21 protein-coding genes are annotated in these 21,671 nt (G+C 38.5%); 13 read left to right on the top strand and 8 right to left on the bottom strand.

The window, feature by feature from the left end; translation table 11 throughout:
- Positions 1 to 38: 38 nt before the first annotated feature.
- Both ACOMC3_RS04165 and ACOMC3_RS04160 read left to right on the top strand, forming a co-directional pair.
- Entirely contained in the window at positions 39 to 611 is a 573-nt protein-coding gene (locus ACOMC3_RS04165; protein ID WP_420318271.1) for a hypothetical protein, read from the top strand.
- 150 nt (positions 612 to 761) lie between these two features.
- Positions 762 to 1,343: a peroxiredoxin family protein gene (locus ACOMC3_RS04160; RefSeq protein WP_420318270.1), complete on the top strand. Its 582-nt coding sequence runs from the start codon at positions 762 to 764 to the stop codon at positions 1,341 to 1,343.
- Positions 1,344 to 1,370: 27 nt separating this feature from the next.
- Here the strand turns inward: ACOMC3_RS04160 and ACOMC3_RS04155 are convergent, their stop codons facing one another.
- The 3 genes from ACOMC3_RS04155 to ACOMC3_RS04145 are packed head-to-tail and all read right to left on the bottom strand — an operon-like array spanning position 1,371 to position 3,773.
- Positions 1,371 to 2,141 (bottom strand): TIGR02757 family protein, encoded by a 771-nt coding sequence (locus ACOMC3_RS04155; RefSeq protein WP_420318269.1) that lies wholly within the window; start codon positions 2,139 to 2,141, stop codon positions 1,371 to 1,373.
- The gene (locus tag ACOMC3_RS04150) at positions 2,138 to 3,130 is read right to left on the bottom strand and encodes a LysM peptidoglycan-binding domain-containing protein (protein ID WP_420318268.1); all 993 of its coding nucleotides are present in this window, start codon (positions 3,128 to 3,130) and stop codon (positions 2,138 to 2,140) included. The genes ACOMC3_RS04155 and ACOMC3_RS04150 overlap by 4 nt, the downstream gene beginning before the upstream one ends.
- A 7-nt stretch (positions 3,131 to 3,137) precedes the next feature.
- Positions 3,138 to 3,773, bottom strand: coding sequence for a DUF4905 domain-containing protein (locus ACOMC3_RS04145; RefSeq protein ID WP_420318267.1), 636 nt, complete (start codon positions 3,771 to 3,773; stop codon positions 3,138 to 3,140).
- A gap of 99 nt (positions 3,774 to 3,872) precedes the next feature.
- Here ACOMC3_RS04145 and ACOMC3_RS04140 point away from each other — a divergent pair, with 99 nt between their 5' ends.
- The 3 genes from ACOMC3_RS04140 to ACOMC3_RS04130 are packed head-to-tail and all read left to right on the top strand — an operon-like array spanning position 3,873 to position 6,367.
- Positions 3,873 to 5,207 carry an NfeD family protein gene (locus ACOMC3_RS04140; protein ID WP_420318266.1) on the top strand — a complete coding sequence of 445 codons (1,335 nt, stop codon included), beginning with the start codon at positions 3,873 to 3,875 and terminating at the stop codon, positions 5,205 to 5,207.
- A gap of 34 nt (positions 5,208 to 5,241) precedes the next feature.
- Entirely contained in the window at positions 5,242 to 5,418 is a 177-nt protein-coding gene (locus tag ACOMC3_RS04135) for a hypothetical protein (protein WP_420318265.1), read from the top strand.
- Positions 5,396 to 6,367: a DUF3667 domain-containing protein gene (locus ACOMC3_RS04130; RefSeq protein WP_420318264.1), complete on the top strand. Its 972-nt coding sequence runs from the start codon at positions 5,396 to 5,398 to the stop codon at positions 6,365 to 6,367. The genes ACOMC3_RS04135 and ACOMC3_RS04130 overlap by 23 nt, the downstream gene beginning before the upstream one ends.
- Here the strand turns inward: ACOMC3_RS04130 and hemL are convergent.
- From hemL to guaA, 3 genes are read right to left on the bottom strand one after another with little or no spacing between them, the layout of a single operon-like run.
- Complete coding sequence (gene hemL, locus ACOMC3_RS04125) at positions 6,344 to 7,639, bottom strand: glutamate-1-semialdehyde 2,1-aminomutase (protein WP_420318263.1); 1,296 nt, start codon at positions 7,637 to 7,639, stop codon at positions 6,344 to 6,346. The two genes, ACOMC3_RS04130 and hemL, sit on opposite strands and share 24 nt — an antisense overlap.
- Positions 7,620 to 9,464, bottom strand: a complete 1,845-nt coding sequence (locus ACOMC3_RS04120) for a hypothetical protein (RefSeq protein WP_420318262.1) — start codon at positions 9,462 to 9,464, stop codon at positions 7,620 to 7,622. The genes hemL and ACOMC3_RS04120 overlap by 20 nt, the downstream gene beginning before the upstream one ends.
- Positions 9,465 to 9,492: 28 nt before the next feature.
- Positions 9,493 to 11,016: a glutamine-hydrolyzing GMP synthase gene (gene guaA / locus ACOMC3_RS04115; RefSeq protein WP_420318261.1), complete on the bottom strand. Its 1,524-nt coding sequence runs from the start codon at positions 11,014 to 11,016 to the stop codon at positions 9,493 to 9,495.
- A gap of 128 nt (positions 11,017 to 11,144) precedes the next feature.
- Here guaA and pafA point away from each other — a divergent pair, with 128 nt between their 5' ends.
- Together pafA and ACOMC3_RS04105 are read left to right on the top strand one after the other, a co-directional pair.
- Positions 11,145 to 12,755, top strand: a complete 1,611-nt coding sequence (pafA, locus tag ACOMC3_RS04110) for an alkaline phosphatase PafA (RefSeq protein WP_420318260.1) — start codon at positions 11,145 to 11,147, stop codon at positions 12,753 to 12,755.
- Between the two features lie 33 nt (positions 12,756 to 12,788).
- Positions 12,789 to 13,439, top strand: a complete 651-nt coding sequence (locus ACOMC3_RS04105) for a DUF4159 domain-containing protein (RefSeq protein WP_420318259.1) — start codon at positions 12,789 to 12,791, stop codon at positions 13,437 to 13,439.
- A gap of 63 nt (positions 13,440 to 13,502) precedes the next feature.
- On the opposite strand, the gene ACOMC3_RS04100 is transcribed toward ACOMC3_RS04105, so the two are convergent.
- Complete coding sequence (locus tag ACOMC3_RS04100; protein WP_420318258.1) at positions 13,503 to 14,342, bottom strand: hypothetical protein; 840 nt, start codon at positions 14,340 to 14,342, stop codon at positions 13,503 to 13,505.
- 142 nt (positions 14,343 to 14,484) lie between these two features.
- Between ACOMC3_RS04100 and ACOMC3_RS04095 the strand changes: the two genes are divergently transcribed.
- From ACOMC3_RS04095 to ACOMC3_RS04075, 5 genes are all read left to right on the top strand, one after another.
- Positions 14,485 to 15,462, top strand: coding sequence for a hypothetical protein (locus ACOMC3_RS04095; protein WP_420318257.1), 978 nt, complete (start codon positions 14,485 to 14,487; stop codon positions 15,460 to 15,462).
- A gap of 3 nt (positions 15,463 to 15,465) precedes the next feature.
- A complete protein-coding gene (locus tag ACOMC3_RS04090) occupies positions 15,466 to 18,150 on the top strand; it encodes a CHAT domain-containing protein (RefSeq protein WP_420318256.1) in 2,685 nt (894 codons plus the stop codon).
- A 1-nt stretch (position 18,151) separates the two neighbouring features.
- Complete coding sequence (locus ACOMC3_RS04085; protein ID WP_420318255.1) at positions 18,152 to 19,000, top strand: LytR/AlgR family response regulator transcription factor; 849 nt, start codon at positions 18,152 to 18,154, stop codon at positions 18,998 to 19,000.
- 84 nt (positions 19,001 to 19,084) lie between these two features.
- Positions 19,085 to 19,654 (top strand): hypothetical protein, encoded by a 570-nt coding sequence (locus tag ACOMC3_RS04080; protein WP_420318254.1) that lies wholly within the window; start codon positions 19,085 to 19,087, stop codon positions 19,652 to 19,654.
- A gap of 95 nt (positions 19,655 to 19,749) precedes the next feature.
- Positions 19,750 to 19,932, top strand: a complete 183-nt coding sequence (locus ACOMC3_RS04075; protein ID WP_420318253.1) for a hypothetical protein — start codon at positions 19,750 to 19,752, stop codon at positions 19,930 to 19,932.
- 11 nt (positions 19,933 to 19,943) lie between these two features.
- Here the strand turns inward: ACOMC3_RS04075 and ACOMC3_RS04070 are convergent, their stop codons facing one another.
- Positions 19,944 to 21,143 carry a TlpA disulfide reductase family protein gene (locus ACOMC3_RS04070; protein ID WP_420318252.1) on the bottom strand — a complete coding sequence of 400 codons (1,200 nt, stop codon included), beginning with the start codon at positions 21,141 to 21,143 and terminating at the stop codon, positions 19,944 to 19,946.
- Between the two features lie 73 nt (positions 21,144 to 21,216).
- On the opposite strand from ACOMC3_RS04070, the gene ACOMC3_RS04065 reads away from it, so the two are divergent.
- Positions 21,217 to 21,651: a hypothetical protein gene (locus ACOMC3_RS04065; RefSeq protein WP_420318251.1), complete on the top strand. Its 435-nt coding sequence runs from the start codon at positions 21,217 to 21,219 to the stop codon at positions 21,649 to 21,651.
- The last annotated feature ends 20 nt before the right edge of the window (positions 21,652 to 21,671 follow it).

The following is a 21,671-nucleotide window of genomic DNA, read 5'->3' as shown; positions in this document are numbered from 1 at the left end:
CTTGAAATCAAGTTTGTTTTCATCAATTAAAAATCAAAATGAAAGAAGGACTAATAAAGGATACTTACGAAGTTATTATTAAGGAAATACAAACAGTTATCACAGCTTCTTACATCATTGCTGTGGGAATAGGTATGCTTTTTAACTTCCAGAAATATTCAGAATTTGGAATAAACGTATTTGATTATTCAGATGTCTTTGACTTCCTGATAGCGCCTTTTTCAGACTTTAATATCCTTTTATTTGCGACCGTTTCAATTTTATCTGTTTCTATTTTAATAAAACTGGACTCTTCATGGAAAAAAAAATGGCCAAAATCGTACTCGAAAGCGAACTTTGGTCGTGATAAAAAAACATGGTACAAGGCATATAGAAACTTTCTTTTTGTAATAAGTTTTCTACTCTACTTGTATCTGTCAGCTGATTATTACGGAAAATACACAAAAGATAAAATCGTTAACCAAAATGACATTTCAATAAAATTGGCTGACAATGAAATCAGGACAGGGAAATTAATCGGAAAGACAAAAGATGTGATTTTCTTGCTAAATGAGCAAGATGTTTATGCAATACCTATTTCATCCTTAGTGAAGGAAATAAGAATAAAGTAAGATTCAACATCAGCTCGTAGAGAGTTAAAAACTTCAAGGCGCAGTGCCAGTCTGATACCTTGGAAGCCCCGGTAGACTTCACTATTTTAGTACTGTCCATAAAGTGAGAGGGCACACCTCATACATGAACGATATACCTCTATAAACCCCATGAAAAGACTTTTAACTTTAATTCTCACCATTTTCATTTTCGTATCAGCTGATGCACAGGAAGAATTAATGGATATTCAACTTGAAACAATGAAAGGTGATAGTATCACTATTAAAGATCTAATAATTGATGGCAATTATACCATCTTAGATTTTTGGCAAACAGGGTGCAAACCTTGTATCGTTCAGCTCAATTCGTTTAACAAACAGCTCCAAGAACTTGATAATAGAAATATTTCAATGTATGCCATTAACACATTCGAAAAAGAGGCATCAATTAATAAAATGAAAGAAAAATTTGATTGGAACTTTGAAATTTATTGCGATAAGAAGGGAGCGTTTTACGATTACTTCAAAAGCGATCAGATGGTCTTACCAATGACTGTTATTCTGGATGAGAACCTTGAGGTGGTTTATCAAGCCAATGGCGTGAAAGTTTGGAAGTTCAATGATGATGGTGAACTCTTCTTTAACATGGATGTAGCAGAAGAAATCTCTAACTACATGGATAAAGGTGATTGGTCTAAGCTAGGAACCCCAGTTTCAGACTACTTTGAAATCATTGATAAAAATCGGCAGTGATTCATAAAATATGTAGTTAAGCCCATCTTAAAACTTCTCCTCTACCCCAAGCCCAAACAAAGCGAAATCGTATTTAACCGGATCCAGTGGATCAAGCTTTTTAAGATTTTGGGTGAGCTCCATTGCGGTTAGCCAATCCGTTGGCTTCCGAGTGATCAGTCCTAGTTTTCTAGCTACACGATCCACGTGTAAATCACAAGGACAAATTAGCTCACTTGATTGAATATGACGCCAGATGCCAAAGTCCACTCCATTGTCATCCCGACGAACCATCCACCTGAGAAACATATTGATTCTTTTGCAGGCAGACTTTCTCGCTGGGTTAGGAATATGTTTATACGTTCTAATCGGATGGTCCGGCAATGAGAAGAACACTTCAAAAAAATGTGTTAATCGAGCTTCCATACTAGTCCTCTCACCTAATTTACCAGTAAATGCATGCTCTAACGAATCGTACTTTTCGTAAAACCATCGGAAGAAATGCAAAAAGTATAGCGCGTCAGTGCTGTTAAATGTTCGATGCTTGAATTTCAGAAATGGTTTCAGATCTTCTTCAGAATAGTTGAGCACAAAGTCATGAGGTGCATTATCCATCAATCCGAGGAATTCATGACTCTTATTGATGATTGTTTTTCGCTGACCCCAAGCAAATACAGCAGCCATAAATCCAGCAATTTCAATGTCCTGCTTTTTTGAAAATTCATGTGGAATACTAATCGGGTCATTAGCTATAAACCCTAGCTGATTGTACTCCTCAACTTTACTGTCAAGAAAGGCTTTTAATTCTTGCTGATTCACATCTTATTGTAAGAAACCTCCACCCTGGATTTGGAATCCAAAATACCCAACTGATCATATGCTGGTTGCGATAGACGCAATAGGAGGTTTTTATTCAAACCTGTATTAGGAAGCTTCCCAACTACCTTTACATGTACTACCTGATTATTCATCAGGTTTCTGACCTTTAGGTTAGTGCCAATAGGGAGCGTTCGGTGAAGTGCTAAATACCTGGAGGTATTCATTGATTCTATGACAGAAGCGACCCCTTCCTCATAGATTCTTTCAAATCCTTTTTCGTCAATTTGTGTCCTTACCGTTTCTTTAGGCTCAACCAATTTTGCCGAATCAGAAACTTCAGATTCCTTGTAGAATAGATCTTGACCAATTTTCAAATAATCACCTTCCAAATCATTCCACTCTTTCAAACTGTCCATGCTTACTCCGATTTTTTTAGCAATAGTGGAGAGTGTTTCTCCTGTCTGAACCAAATACTTTTCAAATTCAGCAAACGGATCAATCGCTTCTTCAATTACAGTATCTGCGGGTACCTCTACCAATGGCTCAGCTACATCTTTTACTTCTTCTTGCAGTTTACTTGATTCAACTTCATCGGCGAGCTTCAATCTCATTCCTGGCGAGATATTGTTATCAGGAAGATTATTCCACCTTCTCAAATCCTTAAGTTTCACATCATATCGCTTTGAAATACTGTATAGCGTCTCCCCTAATTCAACCATGTGAACGTTCTCATCTGTACTAAACTGATCTACTAGATTAACCTGAACAGGTTTCTCTTCCTCCACAAGCACATAAATAATCTGACCGATCTCAATTCTATTGTCGATAATTTGATTGTGCTTAATGATTCCAATCACAGAACCTCCATATCTTCTGGCTATGGAATATATGGTTTCTTGATCTTCAACCTCATGGACTATAAATAACCCTTCTTCCCTTTGCTCTGCACGAATACTATCTGCAGGGTAAGCAAAAGACGTGAAAATCATAAACACACTAATCAGTGTAAACACAAACCTCATTTCGATCCTTTATAAATATTAGTTGATCTTGAAAAACAAAAAACGCACCAGAAGAGAATCCTTTCATATCCTTGTCTTGCTGAATCTTCCAGATTTTCTCGTCGTTTTTGATTAGAAGCAAAAATCGCTCAAATCCGTTATCAGAACGAAGATAGTAGCTGATTATGATTTTATCCTTCCATTCCATGTACTCACAAGAAAGTGGTAACTCCAACGATAAAAATTCAGCCACTGTTTTAAAATAATCAGAACCATGCTCATAAATTTCAGGATAAGCTGACTGAACCATCGGTTCAGGTAAATGATCCAATGGTTTCTTTTGCCCACTTGTATAGTCTATACTAAAAAAACTATGCTGGGTAGGATCATTTCGATCCTGATATTCAATGAAATGAAGCTCATCCCCTACCGTACCTATCAGCTTTGACCACCAGTCCACTTTTAGGGTGCTTCCACTTATCATCATGGTTTTTAATTCCAACTTTGAAACCATCACTTCTTTATCTTCTTCATTTCTCGTTTCCAAAAACAAGCAATTGTCTTCCTCATGGACGACTGTACTCCATATCTGATGATCAATTTCAATGTGTTTAACAGATTTTGGGATCATACGAGAAGAAAAATGAATTTGTCGATCAAATTGGAATAACTTTATTCTCGAAAGTTCAGTTTCAAAGGTGAACCTTTGCGCTGATTTTAGCACCAGATTATGAGAAAACTATTATTTGTACTTGCTCTTTTAACAACGATACTTTCCATTGCTCAGGAAAATGCAAAACCGCTTGTTCTTCATTTAAAGATCAATGATGTCATTGACCCTCGAACAAACAGGTATTCTGAACTAGGCTTGGAGAAAGCAAGAGAACTAAATGCAGATTATGTGATCCTGGAGTTAGACACTTATGGTGGTGCGCTCAATGATGCGGATGATATCAGAACAAGAATTCTAAACTTTGATAAACCGATATATACCTACATTAATAAAGATGCAGCTTCTGCTGGAGCCTTGATATCTATAGCTTGTGATAGCATTTACATGGCTAAGGGCTCAAGTATAGGTGCTGCTACAGTTGTCACACAAGATGGAGCTGCTGCACCGGATAAGTATCAATCCTATATGCGATCGATCATGCGATCCACTGCGGAAGCCAAAGGAAGAAACCCTCGAATGGCAGAGGCTATGGTCGATGAAGATATAGACCTGGATAGCATTGCCACCGAAGGAAAAATATTGACATTATCTACTTCTGAAGCAATCAAATATGGGTTCTGTGAGGCTGAAGTAAGCAGCATCGATGATATCATGCGTAGATCAGGAGTAGAGGATTATGAAATTCAAGAATTTAAACTTGGAACTACAGAAAAAATCATTTCACTTTTTTTAAACCCCTTCGTAAGTGGGATTCTCATCTTAGTAATAGTAGGAGGTATCTATTTTGAGCTTCAAACACCTGGCGTGGGTTTTCCACTATTGGCAGCTGTCATAGCGATCATCCTATACTTTGTTCCGAATTACCTGAATGGTTTAGCTGCCAACTGGGAGATTATCATGTTTATCGTCGGCATTATTCTCATAGCATTGGAAGTTTTCGTGATCCCCGGTTTCGGTGTTGCAGGGGTTCTTGGTCTGATTTGTACCATAGGATCATTGGTACTGGTGATGCTTAACAATGATATGTTTGATTTCTCATTTGTTGGTTCAGAAGAAATATTCATTTCTGTTGCAACCGTCATTCTAGGTATGCTCGGATCCAATATAATTATGTTTTTCGGGGGTGCTCGTCTGGTGAATAGCAATGTATTCAAGCGTATTGCACTTCAGGAAGTGCAGGATAAAGAACAAGGATTCACTTCTACTTTCTATAAGAAAAAATCCATGGTGGGTAAGAAAGGGAAAGCTTACACGCGGCTAAGGCCAAGTGGTAGAATTGAAATAGATGATGAAATTTATGATGCCTTTACCAGGGGAAATTTCATCGAAGAGGGAGCAGAAGTGATCGTCATTTCTGATGAAGGCACAAGCCTGAAAGTCAAAGAAGCATAGTTTAAAAGCCAATCAATAAATTTTAATTTCAAGAATGAAATTATACCCTACCCTTATCTGGATATTCACGATTGGAGCCTTTGTTTTTCTTTTCTTCTCATTAAGAACGGAATCCAATCAATTAATTTATAGTTTAGTCGCCTTGGGATTGTGGGGAGTGGCATTTTTACTCAACAAGTTCAAACCTGGTGAAAAAGAGAAGGAAACATAAAGCCTGCCTCAATTGTGGCGAGCTTCTCCAACAAAAAAATAATTATTGCCCTAACTGTGGTCAGGAAAACACTGACAATCAGGTTAGTATAAGTCTTCTCCTACGTGAATTTCTTTCTAATTTCTTTTCACTTGACTCAAGGTTTGGACGGACTTTTAAACCGTTCCTTTTTAGCCCGGGTAAGCTTACGATCGCTTTCAATGAAGGAAGAAGAGTGCTCTATGCCAATCCAATCCGTTGGTATCTGGTAATTAGCATCTTTCATTTCTTTTTTCTCGCCAAAATACTAGAGCCTACCGCAAAAGATAAAAAACTCCGAGGTTTTATGGATGAAATGGAGTCACTATCAGACACGCAGTATGATAGTATTTTTAATTATCCGGATTCAAGCAGCAATGCGGATTGGCCATTATCCAATAATAAAATGAAATTGATCAGACACTTGAATCAGGAGGTTGCCCTAACACCAGATCAGATAATGGACACTTTGCGGCTCGATTCACTACCATTCTTCAGGCGTTTTGCGTCAAAGCAAATCATCAAAATAAATCAGGAAACAAATGCAACGCTTAGCTCTTACATTTTACGACAGATTCCGATTATAGTCTTTTGCATCCTGCCGCTATACGCACTACTTCTAAAGCTTTTCTTTTGGAAAAAAGGATTGTATATCAAACACCTCATTCACTCCATTCACATTCACTCCTTGTTATTCTTTTTACTTGGCTTTGTCTGGGTGATTTCTCTATTTATAGATGGCTTTAAAGATTATGGAGATGATATTGCTGTTTTGATCACATCCGTATACATCGTTATTAGCTTTAAGCGTGTGTATGCTCAGAAGCTTATTTGGTGTATCACTAAATTCTTCATGATAGGATTCATTTACTCTATTCTACTGGGAATAAGTCTTTTGCTTGGTGTATTAGTTTCCCTTGCTATGCTCTAAAAACTGTTCGAAAGTTTGAATGATCTTTTGCACTTCTACATCTTCGATACTGTTTGAGATGAACCATGACTCAAATTGTGCTGGTGGAAGATAAACACCATTTTCCAGGTTGAATCTGAAGTATTTACCAAAGAGATCAGTATCACATGTCTTAGCTGTCTCAAAATCAATCACCTTTTTATCGGTGAAGAATAAGCTAATCATGCTGCCAATGTGATTCATTGTGTATTTCAACTTATGTTTTTTTATGGCTTTTTGATACCCTGAAAGAATCTTTTTTGTGGTTTTCTCAATATTTTGATAGACTTCAGGATTGTCATTAAGGTAGCTGAGTTGAGCAAATCCTGCTGCCATTGCCACTGGATTACCAGAAAGTGTGCCTGCCTGATATACTGGACCCTGTGGTGATACAAAATCCATGATATCACTTCTGCCTCCATAAGCACCTACAGGCATCCCAGCGCCTATTATCTTACCCAGAGTGGTTAGATCTGGTTTTACACCAAATACTTCCTGTGCTCCTCCTCTTGCAAGACGAAATCCAGTCATTACCTCATCAAAAATCAATAGGATTCCTTCCTTATCACAAATCAATCTAAGACCCTCAAGAAAACCTGTCTCAGGTAAAACACATCCCATATTCCCAGCTACAGGCTCGACAATGATGGCAGAAATTTGATCTTTATTAGCCGCTACAACTTCCTTTACTCTCTCAATGTTATTAAAAGGAGCCAGAAGTGTATCTTGTGCTGTGCCCTTGGTAACGCCCGGACTATCTGGTGTTCCCATGGTTGCAGCTCCGCTACCTGCAGCAATAAGGAATGAATCCCCATGTCCGTGATAGCAACCCTCAAACTTCAATACTTTCTCACGCTTGGTAAATCCACGAGCTAAACGTATAGCTGACATAGTGGCTTCTGTGCCAGAATTTACCATTCTTACCTTTTCAATGGATGGCACCATTTCAGTAATTAACTCCGCTAGCTCTACTTCCATCCGATTAGGAGCGCCAAAAGAGGGAGAGCCAATAACTGCTTTAAAAATCGCCTCTTCTATGTTTTTGTTAGCATGGCCCAGAATCATGGGACCCCAGCTATTAATCAAATCGATGTACGAATTTCCATCTTCATCGTACATGTATGCACCTTCCGCATTTGCAAAAAAAATGGGGTCACCCCCCACCGCTTTAAAAGCTCTAACTGGTGAGTTTACACCACCTGGTATATAGTCTTTTGCTCGCTCAAAAAGGTCTTTACTGGTCGTTATATTCATTTGACTCTTCAACTGCCTGATTAGTGTTTTGGTTTTCTAGTTTCAGTCCTTTTAGTGTAGTGATTGGTACTATCTGGTTGTCTTTATAAGCTCCAAATTTTATTCCTTCCATGACATAACCAGGATAATGGTTATCACTGGAAAGTCCTCGTTGGAAATATTTACCATGCTTATTCATTAGATTTCCAATGTGCATGATGAGTTCATATCCATAAATGTTGTACTCTGAAGGTTCCTTACCAATTTTTTTAATAAACTCTGATCTTAAATCTTCAAATGCTAAATCCTCTTCATCATAGTAATTGGGACTTAAAAAGTCTACCTGAAGTCGCTCCAGCTGAGAATAGGAAACGAGGGAAAAATTCAGCCAATCTTCATACCCGATTATGCCAATACTATCACTCCGAACCTCAACCATGCTAATCAGATTATTGGCGAGTACGTTACTGGAAGTTGCTGCAAAAATATGCCCAATACTATCCGGTTGAATAGTAAATTTCACCTCGTAAGATTCAATTATATCTTCACCATTTGCACCCCTAATGATCCGACCAGTTCTTTCATTTCGTAAACTTCTCGTCCTCACTATTCGGCCAGGCAAGAGTGCGATTGAATCTATTTCTTGTGGCGAATACATGGTATCTAGCCTTACTTCAAATTGCTCCGTGAAATCTTTTTGGATTTGCTGTGCATCCTGATTGGTCAATCTTGCAAACTGCACGACAAAGAAACTATCTCTTTCAATCGCGTCAAGGTATGCATTTGCTACAATACTGTCTCGATCTGTTTCATAGAAAATGAATAGTTTTTTATTATCAACAAATTTCTTTGCGGCATATTTAGCAGCTTCTCTTCCCTGAGTGCTGTATGCTGGCTTAAACAAGTATGAATATGGATTATCACCAATGATAGACTCATTGGATGAAAGAGGATTGACAACCGTGATTTGGTTTTCTTTTGAAAACTGACTGATATATCTAGATGGTCCAGGGTAAAGTGGTCCTATAATTACATCAGCATTATCAAGTTTTTGATCTTCTATTAGATCGGAGGTGACTGCACTTTTTTTCTGAGTGTCAAAAGGAAATAGGTTTATTTTGATGCCCTGCCCTTGTAATTGACTCTGAGCTAGCTCCATCCCTTGATAGAGATCAAAAATGATAGAATTTCGAATGACAGTCTGTGGAGTTTCTAGTGATTCAAACATGAATGGTAGTACCACAGCTACTGCGTACTCCTCTTTTTTCACAAGTGGTAGGTTTTCATCAGGACCAATGGCAAAATCGAATTTTTCTGCTAATTCCTGAAGAAGGTATTGATCACGTTCTTCATAAGGCTGTGATTTAATGGCCTTCAAATAGTAAGAAGCAATGTGACGATTATTTGGATTAAGTGCATATGCAGAATCCAGGCCACTTAGAGACATTTTACCCAAAGATCTGTCTATTAGGAAGTCCTGCCATTTCTTAGGTAGCGTCTCTACTCGATCAAATGCCTGATATAATTTGCCTTGATCAAAGTAAACAGCCGTCAACCAATAATTCACTTCATTTTGCTTATCCCAATCTGGATATTTCACCTCTATCTGCTTGAGCATATCCTCTGCGACTTTCATTTCGCCAAGCTTCAAAGCAGATAAGGCATAGTAGAATGAGGCATATTCTCCAAAAACACCATCACTGGTAAGTGACTGAAATGCCTGCTTAGCTACTTGATAGTTTCCTAAAGAAAATTGTCGTTTCGCTTCAAGGTACTCACCTTGATTGGATTGGGTAAACCCAAATAAAAAGGATGAAATGAATAAACAAAATAAGAAAATCCTCACTGGTCTGTTTTTAATTCAAAACTAATGATTATTCCCACTCTATGGTTGCAGGTGGCTTAGAGCTTATGTCATAAACTACTCTATTTACTCCTTTTACCTGATTGATGATTTTATTGGAAATTCTACCAAGAAATTCGTAAGGTAAATGCACCCAGTCAGCGGTCATTCCATCTAAACTTGCTACTGCTCTTAAAGCAACTACATTTTCATAGGTTCTCTCATCTCCCATTACACCAACAGACTGTACGGGAAGCAACATCACTCCGGCTTGCCATACCTCATCATAAAGGCCATCATCTTTCAATCCATTGATGAAAATGGCATCTACGTCTTGAAGTATTCTTACTTTTTCGGCAGTGATGTCCCCTAAAATACGGATTCCCAGTCCTGGTCCTGGAAATGGATGCCTTCCAAGTATGAATTCTGGTATTTCCAGAGATCGGCCAACATTTCTTACTTCGTCTTTGAATAAAGTATTTAGCGGTTCCACGACTTTCAAATTCATCTTAGCCGGAAGCCCGCCCACGTTATGATGTGATTTGATAGTCACTGAAGGCCCATTGACGGAAACCGACTCGATCACGTCAGGATAAATAGTGCCTTGCCCCAGCCACTTTACATCCTTGATACGCTTCGCCTCTGCATCAAAAACCTCTATGAATACCCGACCAATGATTTTTCTTTTTCCCTCAGGATCTGACTCATTCTTTAGTTCTTCATAAAATCGAGATTTAGCATCTACTCCTTTTACATTCAATCCTAATCCCTCATAAGATTTAAGAACATCTTCGAATTCATTCTTACGAAGGAGCCCATTGTCCACGAAAATGCAGTACAGATTTTTACCGATGGCCTGATGTATCAGCATAGCTGCTACAGATGAATCTACTCCTCCTGATAGTCCAAGCACTACTTTATCATTGCCCAGTTGATCCTTAAGCTTAGCTACTGTGTCTTCAACAAAAATATCTGGTGTCCAATCCTGAGAAGCTCCGCAAATGTGTACCACAAAGTTTCTAAGAACTATTTTTCCTTGCGTACTATGGGTTACCTCTGGGTGGAATTGAATACCGTAGATATCCTTATCCTTAATCTTATAAGCAGCAACCGGAATAGATTCTGTGGCAGATATTTTCTGAAAATTGTCAGGTAATTCTGTGATTGTATCAGCATGTGACATCCACACCTGGCTACCAATTTCAATCTCTTTCATTAAATCAAAGTGAGTGTCTACTGACTTAAGATTGGCCCTACCATACTCACGATGATCTGATTTTGCGACTTTGCCACCATTTTTTTGCACCAGTAGTTGTGCTCCATAGCAAATACCCAAAACAGGTAGATCTCCCAACTGATCCATGCTCATATCCGGAGAACCGGGATCAAGAACTGAGCAAGGTCCTCCAGAAAGGATCACACCTTTTACATCTGGTGTAATTTCAAACTTGCTAAAAGGATGGATTTCACAATAAACGTTGAGTTCTCTTACCCTGCGTGCAATGAGTTGTGTGTACTGTGAACCAAAATCGAGGATCAGGATTTTATCTTGCATGGCCGCAAAATTACAGGCTTAATCCGATAATAATGGAGTCTTCTTTATCGAAAATTCACATAATGAATCTAACAATTTGAAGATGGAATAATTTTGGTTTAATACCTTCACGTTTTTAACCACATGGCATGAAACAGCTCAGTTTATTTATCACCATTTTTATTTCATTTTTAGCGTTCTCACAAGACAAGCCAAAATTGGTTGTTGGCATTGTGGTGGATCAAATGAGATATGATTACATCTTGCGATATTATAATGACTTTGAAGATGGTGGGTTTAAACGCTTGATTGGAGATGGCTTTCTTTACAGAAATGCTCATTACAATTACATGCCAACAAAAACTGGTCCCGGCCATGCATCTATATATACCGGAACTACTCCAGCAAGACATGGAATCATAGGGAATGATTGGCATGAGACTTCAATCGGTTGGGATATTAATTGTGTTTTTGATAGTACTGCCCGTGTTGTAGGGGGTGTTTCAAACGGTGAAGTATCAGCAAGAAATGTAAAAGGAACGACTATAACAGACGAGCTAAGACTCTTCTACAACTTCAACGCTAAGGTTATTGGCATTTCATTGAAAGACAGAGGTGCGGCTATTCCAGCAGGACATAATCCAACTGGTGCTTATTGGTATGATTTGAAAAGCGGCAACATGATCACCAGCACCTACTATAGCGATGACCTGCCAAATTGGGTGAAAGAATATAATGAGCTGAATAGACCAACTGATTTTCTCTCAAATAGATGGACTTTATTTAAAGACAAAACTGCTTATAACGAGAGTATTGAGGATAATAATCCTTATGAAGAAGAGCTGAGAAAAGGTATGGGTGTTTCCTTTCCTCACAACCTACAACAATACAAGGATGATCCATCATTGCTAAAGTATACGCCTTTCACCAACACGATGATTAAGGAAGTCTCCATGAGAGCGGTTGAAGCAGAGTCTTTAGGAATGGACTCTATTCCTGATTTTTTGTCAATGAGTTTTTCCGCTACAGATGACATAGGGCACAAATTTGGTCCTCGGTCAGTGGAAGTACAAGACACTTATTTAAGGCTTGATCGTGAGATAAGTGAATTTTTAAGTTTTCTGGATGAAGAAGTCGGAAACGATAATTACACAGTTTTCTTATCTGCTGATCATGGAGCCACAGATGTACCTTCATATTTGTATAAGAACAAGATGCCCAGCGGGTATCACAACAATCCTCACTTAAGGAATTATATAGGTGACCTTTTGGTAGAAAAATTCGGTGAAGGAAAATGGGTATCCAGCCTGATAAATGAGCAGATTTATCTAAATCGAGACCTGATTCAGGCTAAAGATCTTGATTTAAAGGAGGTAAAGCAAGTCGTAATTGATGCTTTAATGAAAGAAGATTATATCGTTGAGGCGTTTGATGCAGATGTTGTAGCCATGCGAATGTTTACAGATCCTGTCCTAATTAAGCTACAGAATGGATATGACAATAAAAGATCCGGTGACATTCTATATATTCTTAAAACGAGTACGCTCAGTGATTCTTGGGGTAGACAGGGTACTGACCATCGCACACCCTATACGTATGACACCCACATTCCAATCATATTTTATGGAAAGGGTATTAAAAAAGGTAGCTCTGTTCGCAAAGTTTCCATAACCGATATTGCTCCTACACTGTCCATGCTTTTGAATATCTCTCTTCCAAGTATGGCAGATGGTGATCCTTTGATGGAATTGTTTGATTAGAACAATTTTCAGAGAGAAGAGTATAATTGCACTATGAGATTACTTTGGATAACGCTTTTCGTTGTTTCATCTTCCACATTTGCTCAACCAGTAAAAATTGCCAAACTGAAATATGACGGTGGCGGTGATTGGTATGCTAACAAAACCGCTCTTCCTAACCTGATTGAATTCTGTAATGCCAATATCAACACCAACTTGGCGATCTCTGAGGATGTTGTCGAGGTAGGAAGTCCTGATATTTTTCTTTACCCATATGTTTACATGACTGGCCATGGAAATGTGGTATTCAGTAATGCACAAGCTGAGAATTTAAGAACCTATCTTACATCAGGTGGCTTTTTACATATTGATGACAATTACGGATTGGATCAATTTGTATTAGTGGAAATGAAAAAAGTTTTTCCAGAATTAGAGTTCGTAGAATTGCCTTTCGATCATCCCATTTATCATCAGAAATTTGATTTTGATAAGGGCCTTCCAAAAATTCATCAACATGATGGAAAGCCGCCAAAAGGATATGGTATTATCTATGAAGGCAGGCTTGTTTGTTTTTATTCGTATGAATCTGATCTAGGGAATGGGTGGGAAGATCAATCAGTATACAATGATCCACAAGAAATCAGAATTGAAGCATTGAAAATGGGAGCCAATATTATCTCCTACGCTTTCATATCAACGCTATAAAAGGAAGAACCCCCACTCATCCGAAGATTTGTGAGGGTCATTACCTACCTGAAAGTTTAATTTTTAGTTTCTTTTTCTTCCTCTTGGAGTGATGACCACTTCAAAAGGTTCACCTCCGTTTATGGTTACAGTTACCACATTATCACACTCCCCATCACCGTAATCAACGATCGCTACATTATCACCTGAAGTAAACTGCTTCACACCTGCTACAGGAATAAAAATTCCTCTTGCCCAACATTCTCTTTTATAAACCAGTCGTTCTAAGATCTCCATGCTATACCCTACTCCATCTCTTCTACTTCCTGAAGCATTGCCATCCACATGTGCTTCATCTCCCAACGGATTGTTTGCTCTAATCCAAGTTCTGGTTCTAGAAGACTCTCGTGTTGCTTCAGTTCCATCATCGAAGATCAATTTACCACCAGTCAAAGTGATACTAAAGGTTGGATGATCATCCATGCTTTCAGAAACATTCTCCACTCTCCTTGTACCTTCCACTTTCACTTCATCAATGCTGAAATTCTGGAATGTTGCCTCTCTAAATGCACCAGGAATCAATCTGTGATCACTGTATGTGATTACAATCTGCCCTGCTCTAACTCTACCGCCAGGTCCTTCACATCCATCTCCATAATCGATAATTACGGTTTTGTTTTCCTCATCATGCGTAATGTTTGCACAATCCAAAATATCATCTCTGTTTATCCTTCCATTTGAGGAGATCGATTCCATTCCTGCCTCTACTATGATATCTACATCTTCATAGTTTGATTCTAAAGTGGCCTCCGAATCAATGTCCAACTCTTCGACAATACTGTCTGATCCGATTGTTTCATCATCACTACATGATGAAAGAAATGCCATAAAGGCTACTGCTGTAATAAATAATAACTTCTTCATAATCGTTGTATTTCGTTTTTGCTTTAATCGATTTTGGTCCTTTGACAAGACTTTTTCGAAATGGTTTAATCGAAAAGAAAATATTTATGGAATAAGTGCTTCTTGATTATGTATTATTGTATCAGCACATAATCCAATCATTATGCGTTTATTCCATCACTTATTTACACTGATATTATTCGTTGCGGTTATTTATCGTGCTGACGCTCAAGGGTGTAGCGATGCAGGATTCTGTACAATGGGAGCTATGAAACCCGATCAGAACTACAGCAAACGAATCGCAATAAAGCTTAGATCTATTGAATTTAATTATTACAAAGGTACAAGCTTGTTAACCGCAGTTATTCAAGCCGCAACAATTGATTTCAATCTTGGGATCAATGATTACAGTGCCTTCCAAATCAAACTTCCATACATGTGGATATCCGGAAACCTTGGTGAAGAAGCAGGACCTGGAGATATTTCATTGAGCTATACTCGTCATCTAAAAACATACAATGGATGGGTGGTGAATGGAACTTTAGGAACTAAAATTCCTACAGGGGATTCTAATGAAACAGTGAATAATGAAAATACTATAGATCCAGAAACAGGCATTCAGGTGAACTCTCCGATTCACATGTATTATCAACCTAGCCTTGGTTCATATGATGCAATCGCTGGTATTTCTGCATTGAGTGGAAAATGGCTTTTTGCAACAGGGATTCAAATTGCGCTAACAAAAAATAATAACCAATTTACATGGAATGGTTTCCCGAGTTACCCAGATCAGGAATACGTAAGAAGTCATGACAGAGGAATAGAGTTGAAACGTGGGATAGATGTTATGTTTCGGGTGGAAAGAAACTGGCGATTTACTAATTTCAATTTCTCACTTGGCGCTTTACCTATTTATCGTATCACTAAAGATGAAGCAATACTCCCGGGAACTGACGAAAGAGGCAAATTGCCAAATACCACAGGGCTGGCACTATCAGTTCTTGGTAGCTTCGGTTATCACTTTGACGTAAATAATAGCATAAAAATCATCCAGGGGATAAAACTTGTAGATAGGGATTTTAATCCTGATGGACTAACAAGAGACGATGTATTAAGTATTAGCTATGTCTATAAGTTCTGATAAATGAGATACCTAAACATTTTAATACTTGTTCTTTCTTCAACGCTGCTGTTTGCACAAACAACGGAAATAAATGAAGCAGACAATCTGTTTAGCAGTGGGCAGTTTAATGAGGCTTATGAGCTGTATAAAGAATCCGCAGATCAGTTCTTTGAGAAGGGTGAAAATGTATCTTATATAGCTGCTCATGTAAAAATGGTAGAATGTCAGATCGAAGCGGGAAATCCATTTTTAGCTAAAAGTCTCTCCGAGAATACTCTTGATTTTATTCAAAAAGAAGCTCCAGATCAATTACAACTTAAAGCAAAGTGCTTGACTTTATTGGGGCTTAGTTATTTGAATCTAGGTAGAAATGATGAGGCATTAGAAAGCCTTCTCGAAGCTGCAAGTGCATTTACTGAAGAAGAAACGGAAGCAAAAGCTGACTGTTTTGATGCGCTGGGGTTGGTATATAAGAATATCGAAAACAATGAGCTGGCCATCCAATATCACGAGCAAGCATTTGTGATGAGAAGAAAGCTATTCGGTGCAAGTTCGATCGAAGTAGCAAATACCTACAATAATCTGGGACGTGTCTATCTAAATACCGACCCCCTTCAATCGCTCATCTATTTTAATCGTGCCAGCGGTATTTATGAAGACAAATTAGGTAATAGTAGTCGGAGGGCTTTAAGGGCCAAGCTCAATATCGCTTTTGCCAATATGGAGCAAGAAGAATACGATGAAGCACTCAGTCAATTAAATGAAGTTAAATCTATTTATGACGCTACTTATGAAGGAGAAAATTCTAACAAGGCCTACATACAATCAATAATTGGCAGGGTAAATCTGAGAAAAGAGGAATTTGAAAAGGCTTTACTGAATCTGAATGAGGCCCTACAAACCTACATTAGCTTATATGGTGAAAAACATCCTGAAGTAGCTAACACTTATTTCCTTATAGGAGAAGTCTATCAAAAAAAGACAGAGTTTAAGACCGCAGTTGGCTTTTTCCAGCGAGCAGTCTATGCCAATTTACCGGATCAGGCATATTCAGATATTTATTCACTGCCCGAACTGAGTAATTACTTCAACGCGGATATTCTTCTTACGAGTCTGCAAGCAAAAGCCATTGCTCTTGAAGCTTTGCACTTTGAAAAATCGCTGAACGTACGCGACATAGTATCAGCCATTGATACTTATAAAAAGTGCGACGACCTGATTACCATCATTCGAAGGAATCGCTTAAACGAGCAGGACAAGTTAAGACTTGGGCAGCTAGCAAAAGAAGTCTATGAAAACGGGATTCAACTTTCAATCCTCCTCAGTGAGCAAAGCTTTAATCGTAAAAAGCATCTTCAGACCGCATTTGATTTCTGTGAAAGAAGTAAGTCATCGGTTCTTTTAGAAGCAATCACCGAATCGAAAGCAAAAAAATTCGCAGGGATACCCGATGAACAGATCCAGCTGGAAGACAGCCTTAAAGATGAGATTTCATTTCTTGAGCAACAGCTGGCTTTGCAAGAAAATGTTGGGAATCAAGATATGAAAGACCTGCTTTTCTCCTATCAGAATGCCTATAGAAACTTCATTAGCAATCTGGAAGCTAATTATCCAGAATACTATAAGCTAAAGTATGATCAATCCATTGCCACGGTTGCCTCTGTTCAAGAACACCTGTCGGGTCAGGCAGCTATGCTCTCCTACTTTTTAGGAGAAGAAGATATTTATCTCTTCACCATCACGAAAAAGAGTATAAAAGCAGAATCTATTCCGAAAGGTGAAGACTTTCAAAAGACTACTTCAGGCATGAGAAATGCAATTAAATACAATAGCAAAGCTGCATTTACAAAAACGGCCAAAGCACTTCACTCTCAATTAATCCCCGATTTACCTGCAACAATTAGTGAACTTGTCATCCTACCAGATGGCTCGCTAGGTACCATTCCTTTTGAAGCTTTCGTGCATCCTGAGAGTAAGGAGGAGAATTATGGTGATATGAACTTTTTACTAAAAAATTATCACATTTCGTATGACTATTCTGCAACTCTCTTCAATGAGCGAATAGCAGATGAAGCACAAATAAACCCTGAAATTCTATTGATAGCACCTGTTTCATTTGAAGATAACGAGGTGAGAATGTCGGCTCTTCCAGGCTCTGAAAAAGAAATTGATGAAATAAGATACCTTTTTATGGGTAGCAACTGTGAAACTAAGGTTTGCCTTGGTGCAGAAGCAAGCGAATCTGCCTTTAAAGAGGAGAATCTTGGTAAGTACAGGTACTTGCATTTCGCAACTCATGGACTGGTGAATGAATCTGAACCTGCTCTTTCTAGAATTTTCTTAAAACCAGGTAACGATGAAGATGGGAGTCTTTATACGGGTGAAATTTATAACCTAAGCATTGATGCAGATTTGGTTACCCTCTCAGCATGTGAAACAGGACTAGGGAAAGTCGCCAAAGGAGAAGGTATTGTTGGGTTAAGTAGAGCATTACAATACGCAGGAGCAAACAACATTATCGTTTCTCTATGGCAAGTAGCTGACGAGAGTACAGCTCAGATGATGATTGAATTCTACAAGTACAATCTCAACAATGAACATCATGGATATAATACCGCGCTCCGTCAGGCCAAGCTGTCCTTGTTAAATTCAGACAATTATTCTCGCCCATATTTTTGGGCTCCTTTTATCCTGGTAGGCATGTAAGATGAGTAAGAGAACTCCGATAGTGTTAGCTGGATTTATAATCGGACTGATATTTTTTGATGCCGCTCAACAGAAGTATTATTTAGACACTTTTGGGCTTTCACCGAATGGACCAGTCGCTTTTGGAGAACTACTTAGTAATCATTTAATCAGATGGCTGTGCTGGCTGATTATCAATATTCCACTAACAATCATCATTTGGAAACAAATTCTAAAAAATGGAGAAGTCTCAAACAAAAGTTGGCTTGTGATAGGTGCTTTGATCGCTTTATCTTCACTTGGCTCACTTCTTCTGATTACCATAGAATCAATCATTTCCCAAGGTGAGTCTCTCAGCAGCTTTGTTGAATTTTTTCAATTTTTCATCTTTCAAAAGGGGCTTACCTTCTTTTTAGCTTCTGTCTTGTTTATAGGCTTGCTTTATAATTACTCCAAGGTGAAAACCATTGATCAACAAACAGTAGAAATCAAGTCACTTAAAAAAGTCACTAATGAATTACAAGAAGTAATCAGTTCCGAAGAAAAACCTCACTTAAGCATTAAAACAGGTTATAAATTAAAGTCAGTGGCTCTTGAGGATATTGTATGGATACAATCCGATGATTACTGCGTAAAGGTTCATACAGAAGACAGAACCTTTACATTACGTCAAAGTCTGAAAGATCTTGAAAATAAACTAGCTCCCTTTAGATTCATTCGAATTCATCGTACCGCATTGTTAAATCTCAATTATCTGGATCAGATTAATCTGGAAACCTCCCGTGTGCTCTTGACCAACAATGATGAAATACCATATTCCAAAAGTGGAATTAAATCCCTGAAAGAGCAGATAAAGCAAATATCCGTTTGATTAACTGCAAAATCCGAACTACTTACTGCAATTTCTGAGGCAATCTAAAAACGACGGTGTTTAGTTTACAAAAACCGAACAACTATGAAAAAGCTAAACTTCATCATTCTTTTATTGGTCTCTTTTGCTATTCATGCACAATACAAGTATGAGCCAACGCCAGCAAATCCATATGGTTCTCTTAATCCTGAAGCGCCTCCACAAACTGCCGACTTTGCACCGTTGATTGGATTGTGTAAGTGTAAGTCAGTCACACGGGTAGATCAAAGCACCTGGGCAGACACAGTCATGATGGACTGGACGTTTAAATACATTATGAATGGCATGGGTGTTCAGGATGAAACCCTCAAAGAAGATGGCGGATATTCCGGAAGCATCCGTCAGTACAATGCAGATAGTGCCAGATGGTATGTGCATTACTATTCTACAGGCTTTGTTTCTCCAACACTTTCGAGTTGGGAAGGGAATAAAACTGAAAATGGTGATATCGTTTTATATCGACCTCAGCAAGCACCTAATGGCATGGAGGGATTTTACCGGTTAACATTTTCTGATATTTCAGAAAAGGGATTTAACTGGGCCGGAGAGTGGGTAAATCCGGATGAAACGATTGTATATCCCACATGGCGGATATATTGTGTTAAAAAAGAATAATATCATAATTCTTAACACATACACCTAAAAGCTGTTACGTTCTTCAAGAATAATTCACGATTTTACAGGTCCTAATACCTGTAATCGATGTAAGTATGAAGAGAGTAAAAATCGGTGACATGGTGGAGAGTGACTATGGCAAAGGACGTGTGTTGGCGGAAACAAATCAATGGATAATCCATGATAATTCTGCTAACAACAGCGACTCGGAGTTTGCTATTTTAAAATCTGACGATCATTTCAAAATTGTAAATGAGTTAGAATTAAAAGCCTCCTAAATGTCAACCTATCATTCAGCGAGCAGTGAATCGATTATTTCATTGAATCGCCTGTCAAAGTCCTGATAATAGTTACCAGTAGCAGGGCCATTGAAATAACTGTGCACATACCGCACATACCCTTGCTTGTCTAAAATGACCAGCGTGGGAAAAGCTTCAATGCGCTCCATAAATGGAAATGGCATGGCTGCACCTGTTTTGCTCAATCGGCCTCCAAGTACCATGTCATATGGAATGTTATTCGCTTTCTGATACTTTTCAAGCCTTTCAAGCCCATATTCCTGCGAATAATTCGCCTCAAACGATGAAGCCAGGATTGCAATATTTTCATCATTCTTTTGCTGATACCAATTCACCAGGTATTTAGTTTGATCATGACTATTCGGGCACCAGGTTCCAAATAATTGAATGATCAAAACTTTCCCTTCATATTCGGTGGGATCAACAGCATCCTTACCCTCTCCCGCACCTAGCAAGTCATAATAAGGTTTTTGATCTTCACCAATTTCTACCATCTCAAATGGATTGGCAAGCTCAGCTTCTTTATCATAGACTGCCACCCATGGTTCCGAATAGCCTTTATCATAAATCATGTCCCCACTCCAACCTTCAGCCGTTTTTTTACCGATAAATGCGAAAGCATGTGCTCCATCAAAACATGATAGTTTAATTGAGTCTCCATCGAGAATTCCCTCGAAATAGCGATAATCACTGACTTGGGTCATAATGGTGCCTGTGACTACATTATTTTTCTGCTCAAAAAGTCCCACGCCTTTAGACATTCCTGAGGTTTCAGGTGAAAAGGTGATGGCCCACTTCTTTTCAATCGGAGGTGAAGGCCTCAACGATTTTTTTGCTACTCTTTGTTTTCCAAACTGTGCGGAAAATGGAATGGTCAAGTCTCTGTAATATTTCCGATATACTCCAGTCAATTCCATAGCTGCCATTTTAGCTCGAATCTCTACATCGAATGGGTCCAATGGAATGAAAATGCTATCTCCTTCAATTGTTGCGTTTTTTACTACTCTACGTTCCTTTCCATTCACAAAGGTGACTTCAGGAGTTTCTCCCGTTGGATATCCAATCTCAAAGGTCAGCGGTACTTTTCTTTGATCATAGTGAATATCTCCACGCCACTGCCCAGGCTTCATAATTTGGGCCACAAGAGTAAAAGAGAATAAAAACATTAAGGCAACTAAGGACTGCTTCATAAATTCAAGTTAAATGTTCTTAGCTATGATACAAAAACAATATCTTTAGTTATTAACCAACCTAAATTAAATTATGACAAATGGATCTGGAAAACCACCTACCTGGTTTTGGGTAGTTTCGGTACTTGCTTTAATATGGAATCTCATGGGTGTTGGCGCTTATTTAAGCCAGGCATATACTTCTGATGATGTATTTGCTCAAATGGAGCAAGCCATGCAAGATTTAATCAATGCTACTCCGGGGTGGGTGACTGCTGCTTTTGCAATAGCTGTATGGGGCGGAGCATTGGGATGTATCTTATTATTGATGCGAAAAAAACTATCTCAAATGGTATTGATCATTTCACTAGCTGGAATTGTCGTACAAATGTTTTACAATGTATTTATCAGTAACGCCATGGACGTATATGGCCCTGGTGGAGCCATCATGCCTATCATGACACTTGGGATTGGCATTGCGCTTGTATTCTTTGCTAAGAAAGGCATAGCAGCAGGCTGGTTGAAATGAGATAGTATTTATTTATCCCT

The sequence above is a fragment of the Ekhidna sp. genome, assembly GCF_965212185.1.
Taxonomy (GTDB): domain Bacteria; phylum Bacteroidota; class Bacteroidia; order Cytophagales; family Cyclobacteriaceae; genus Ekhidna.
This window is presented reverse-complemented; position numbering and strand designations above follow the sequence as displayed.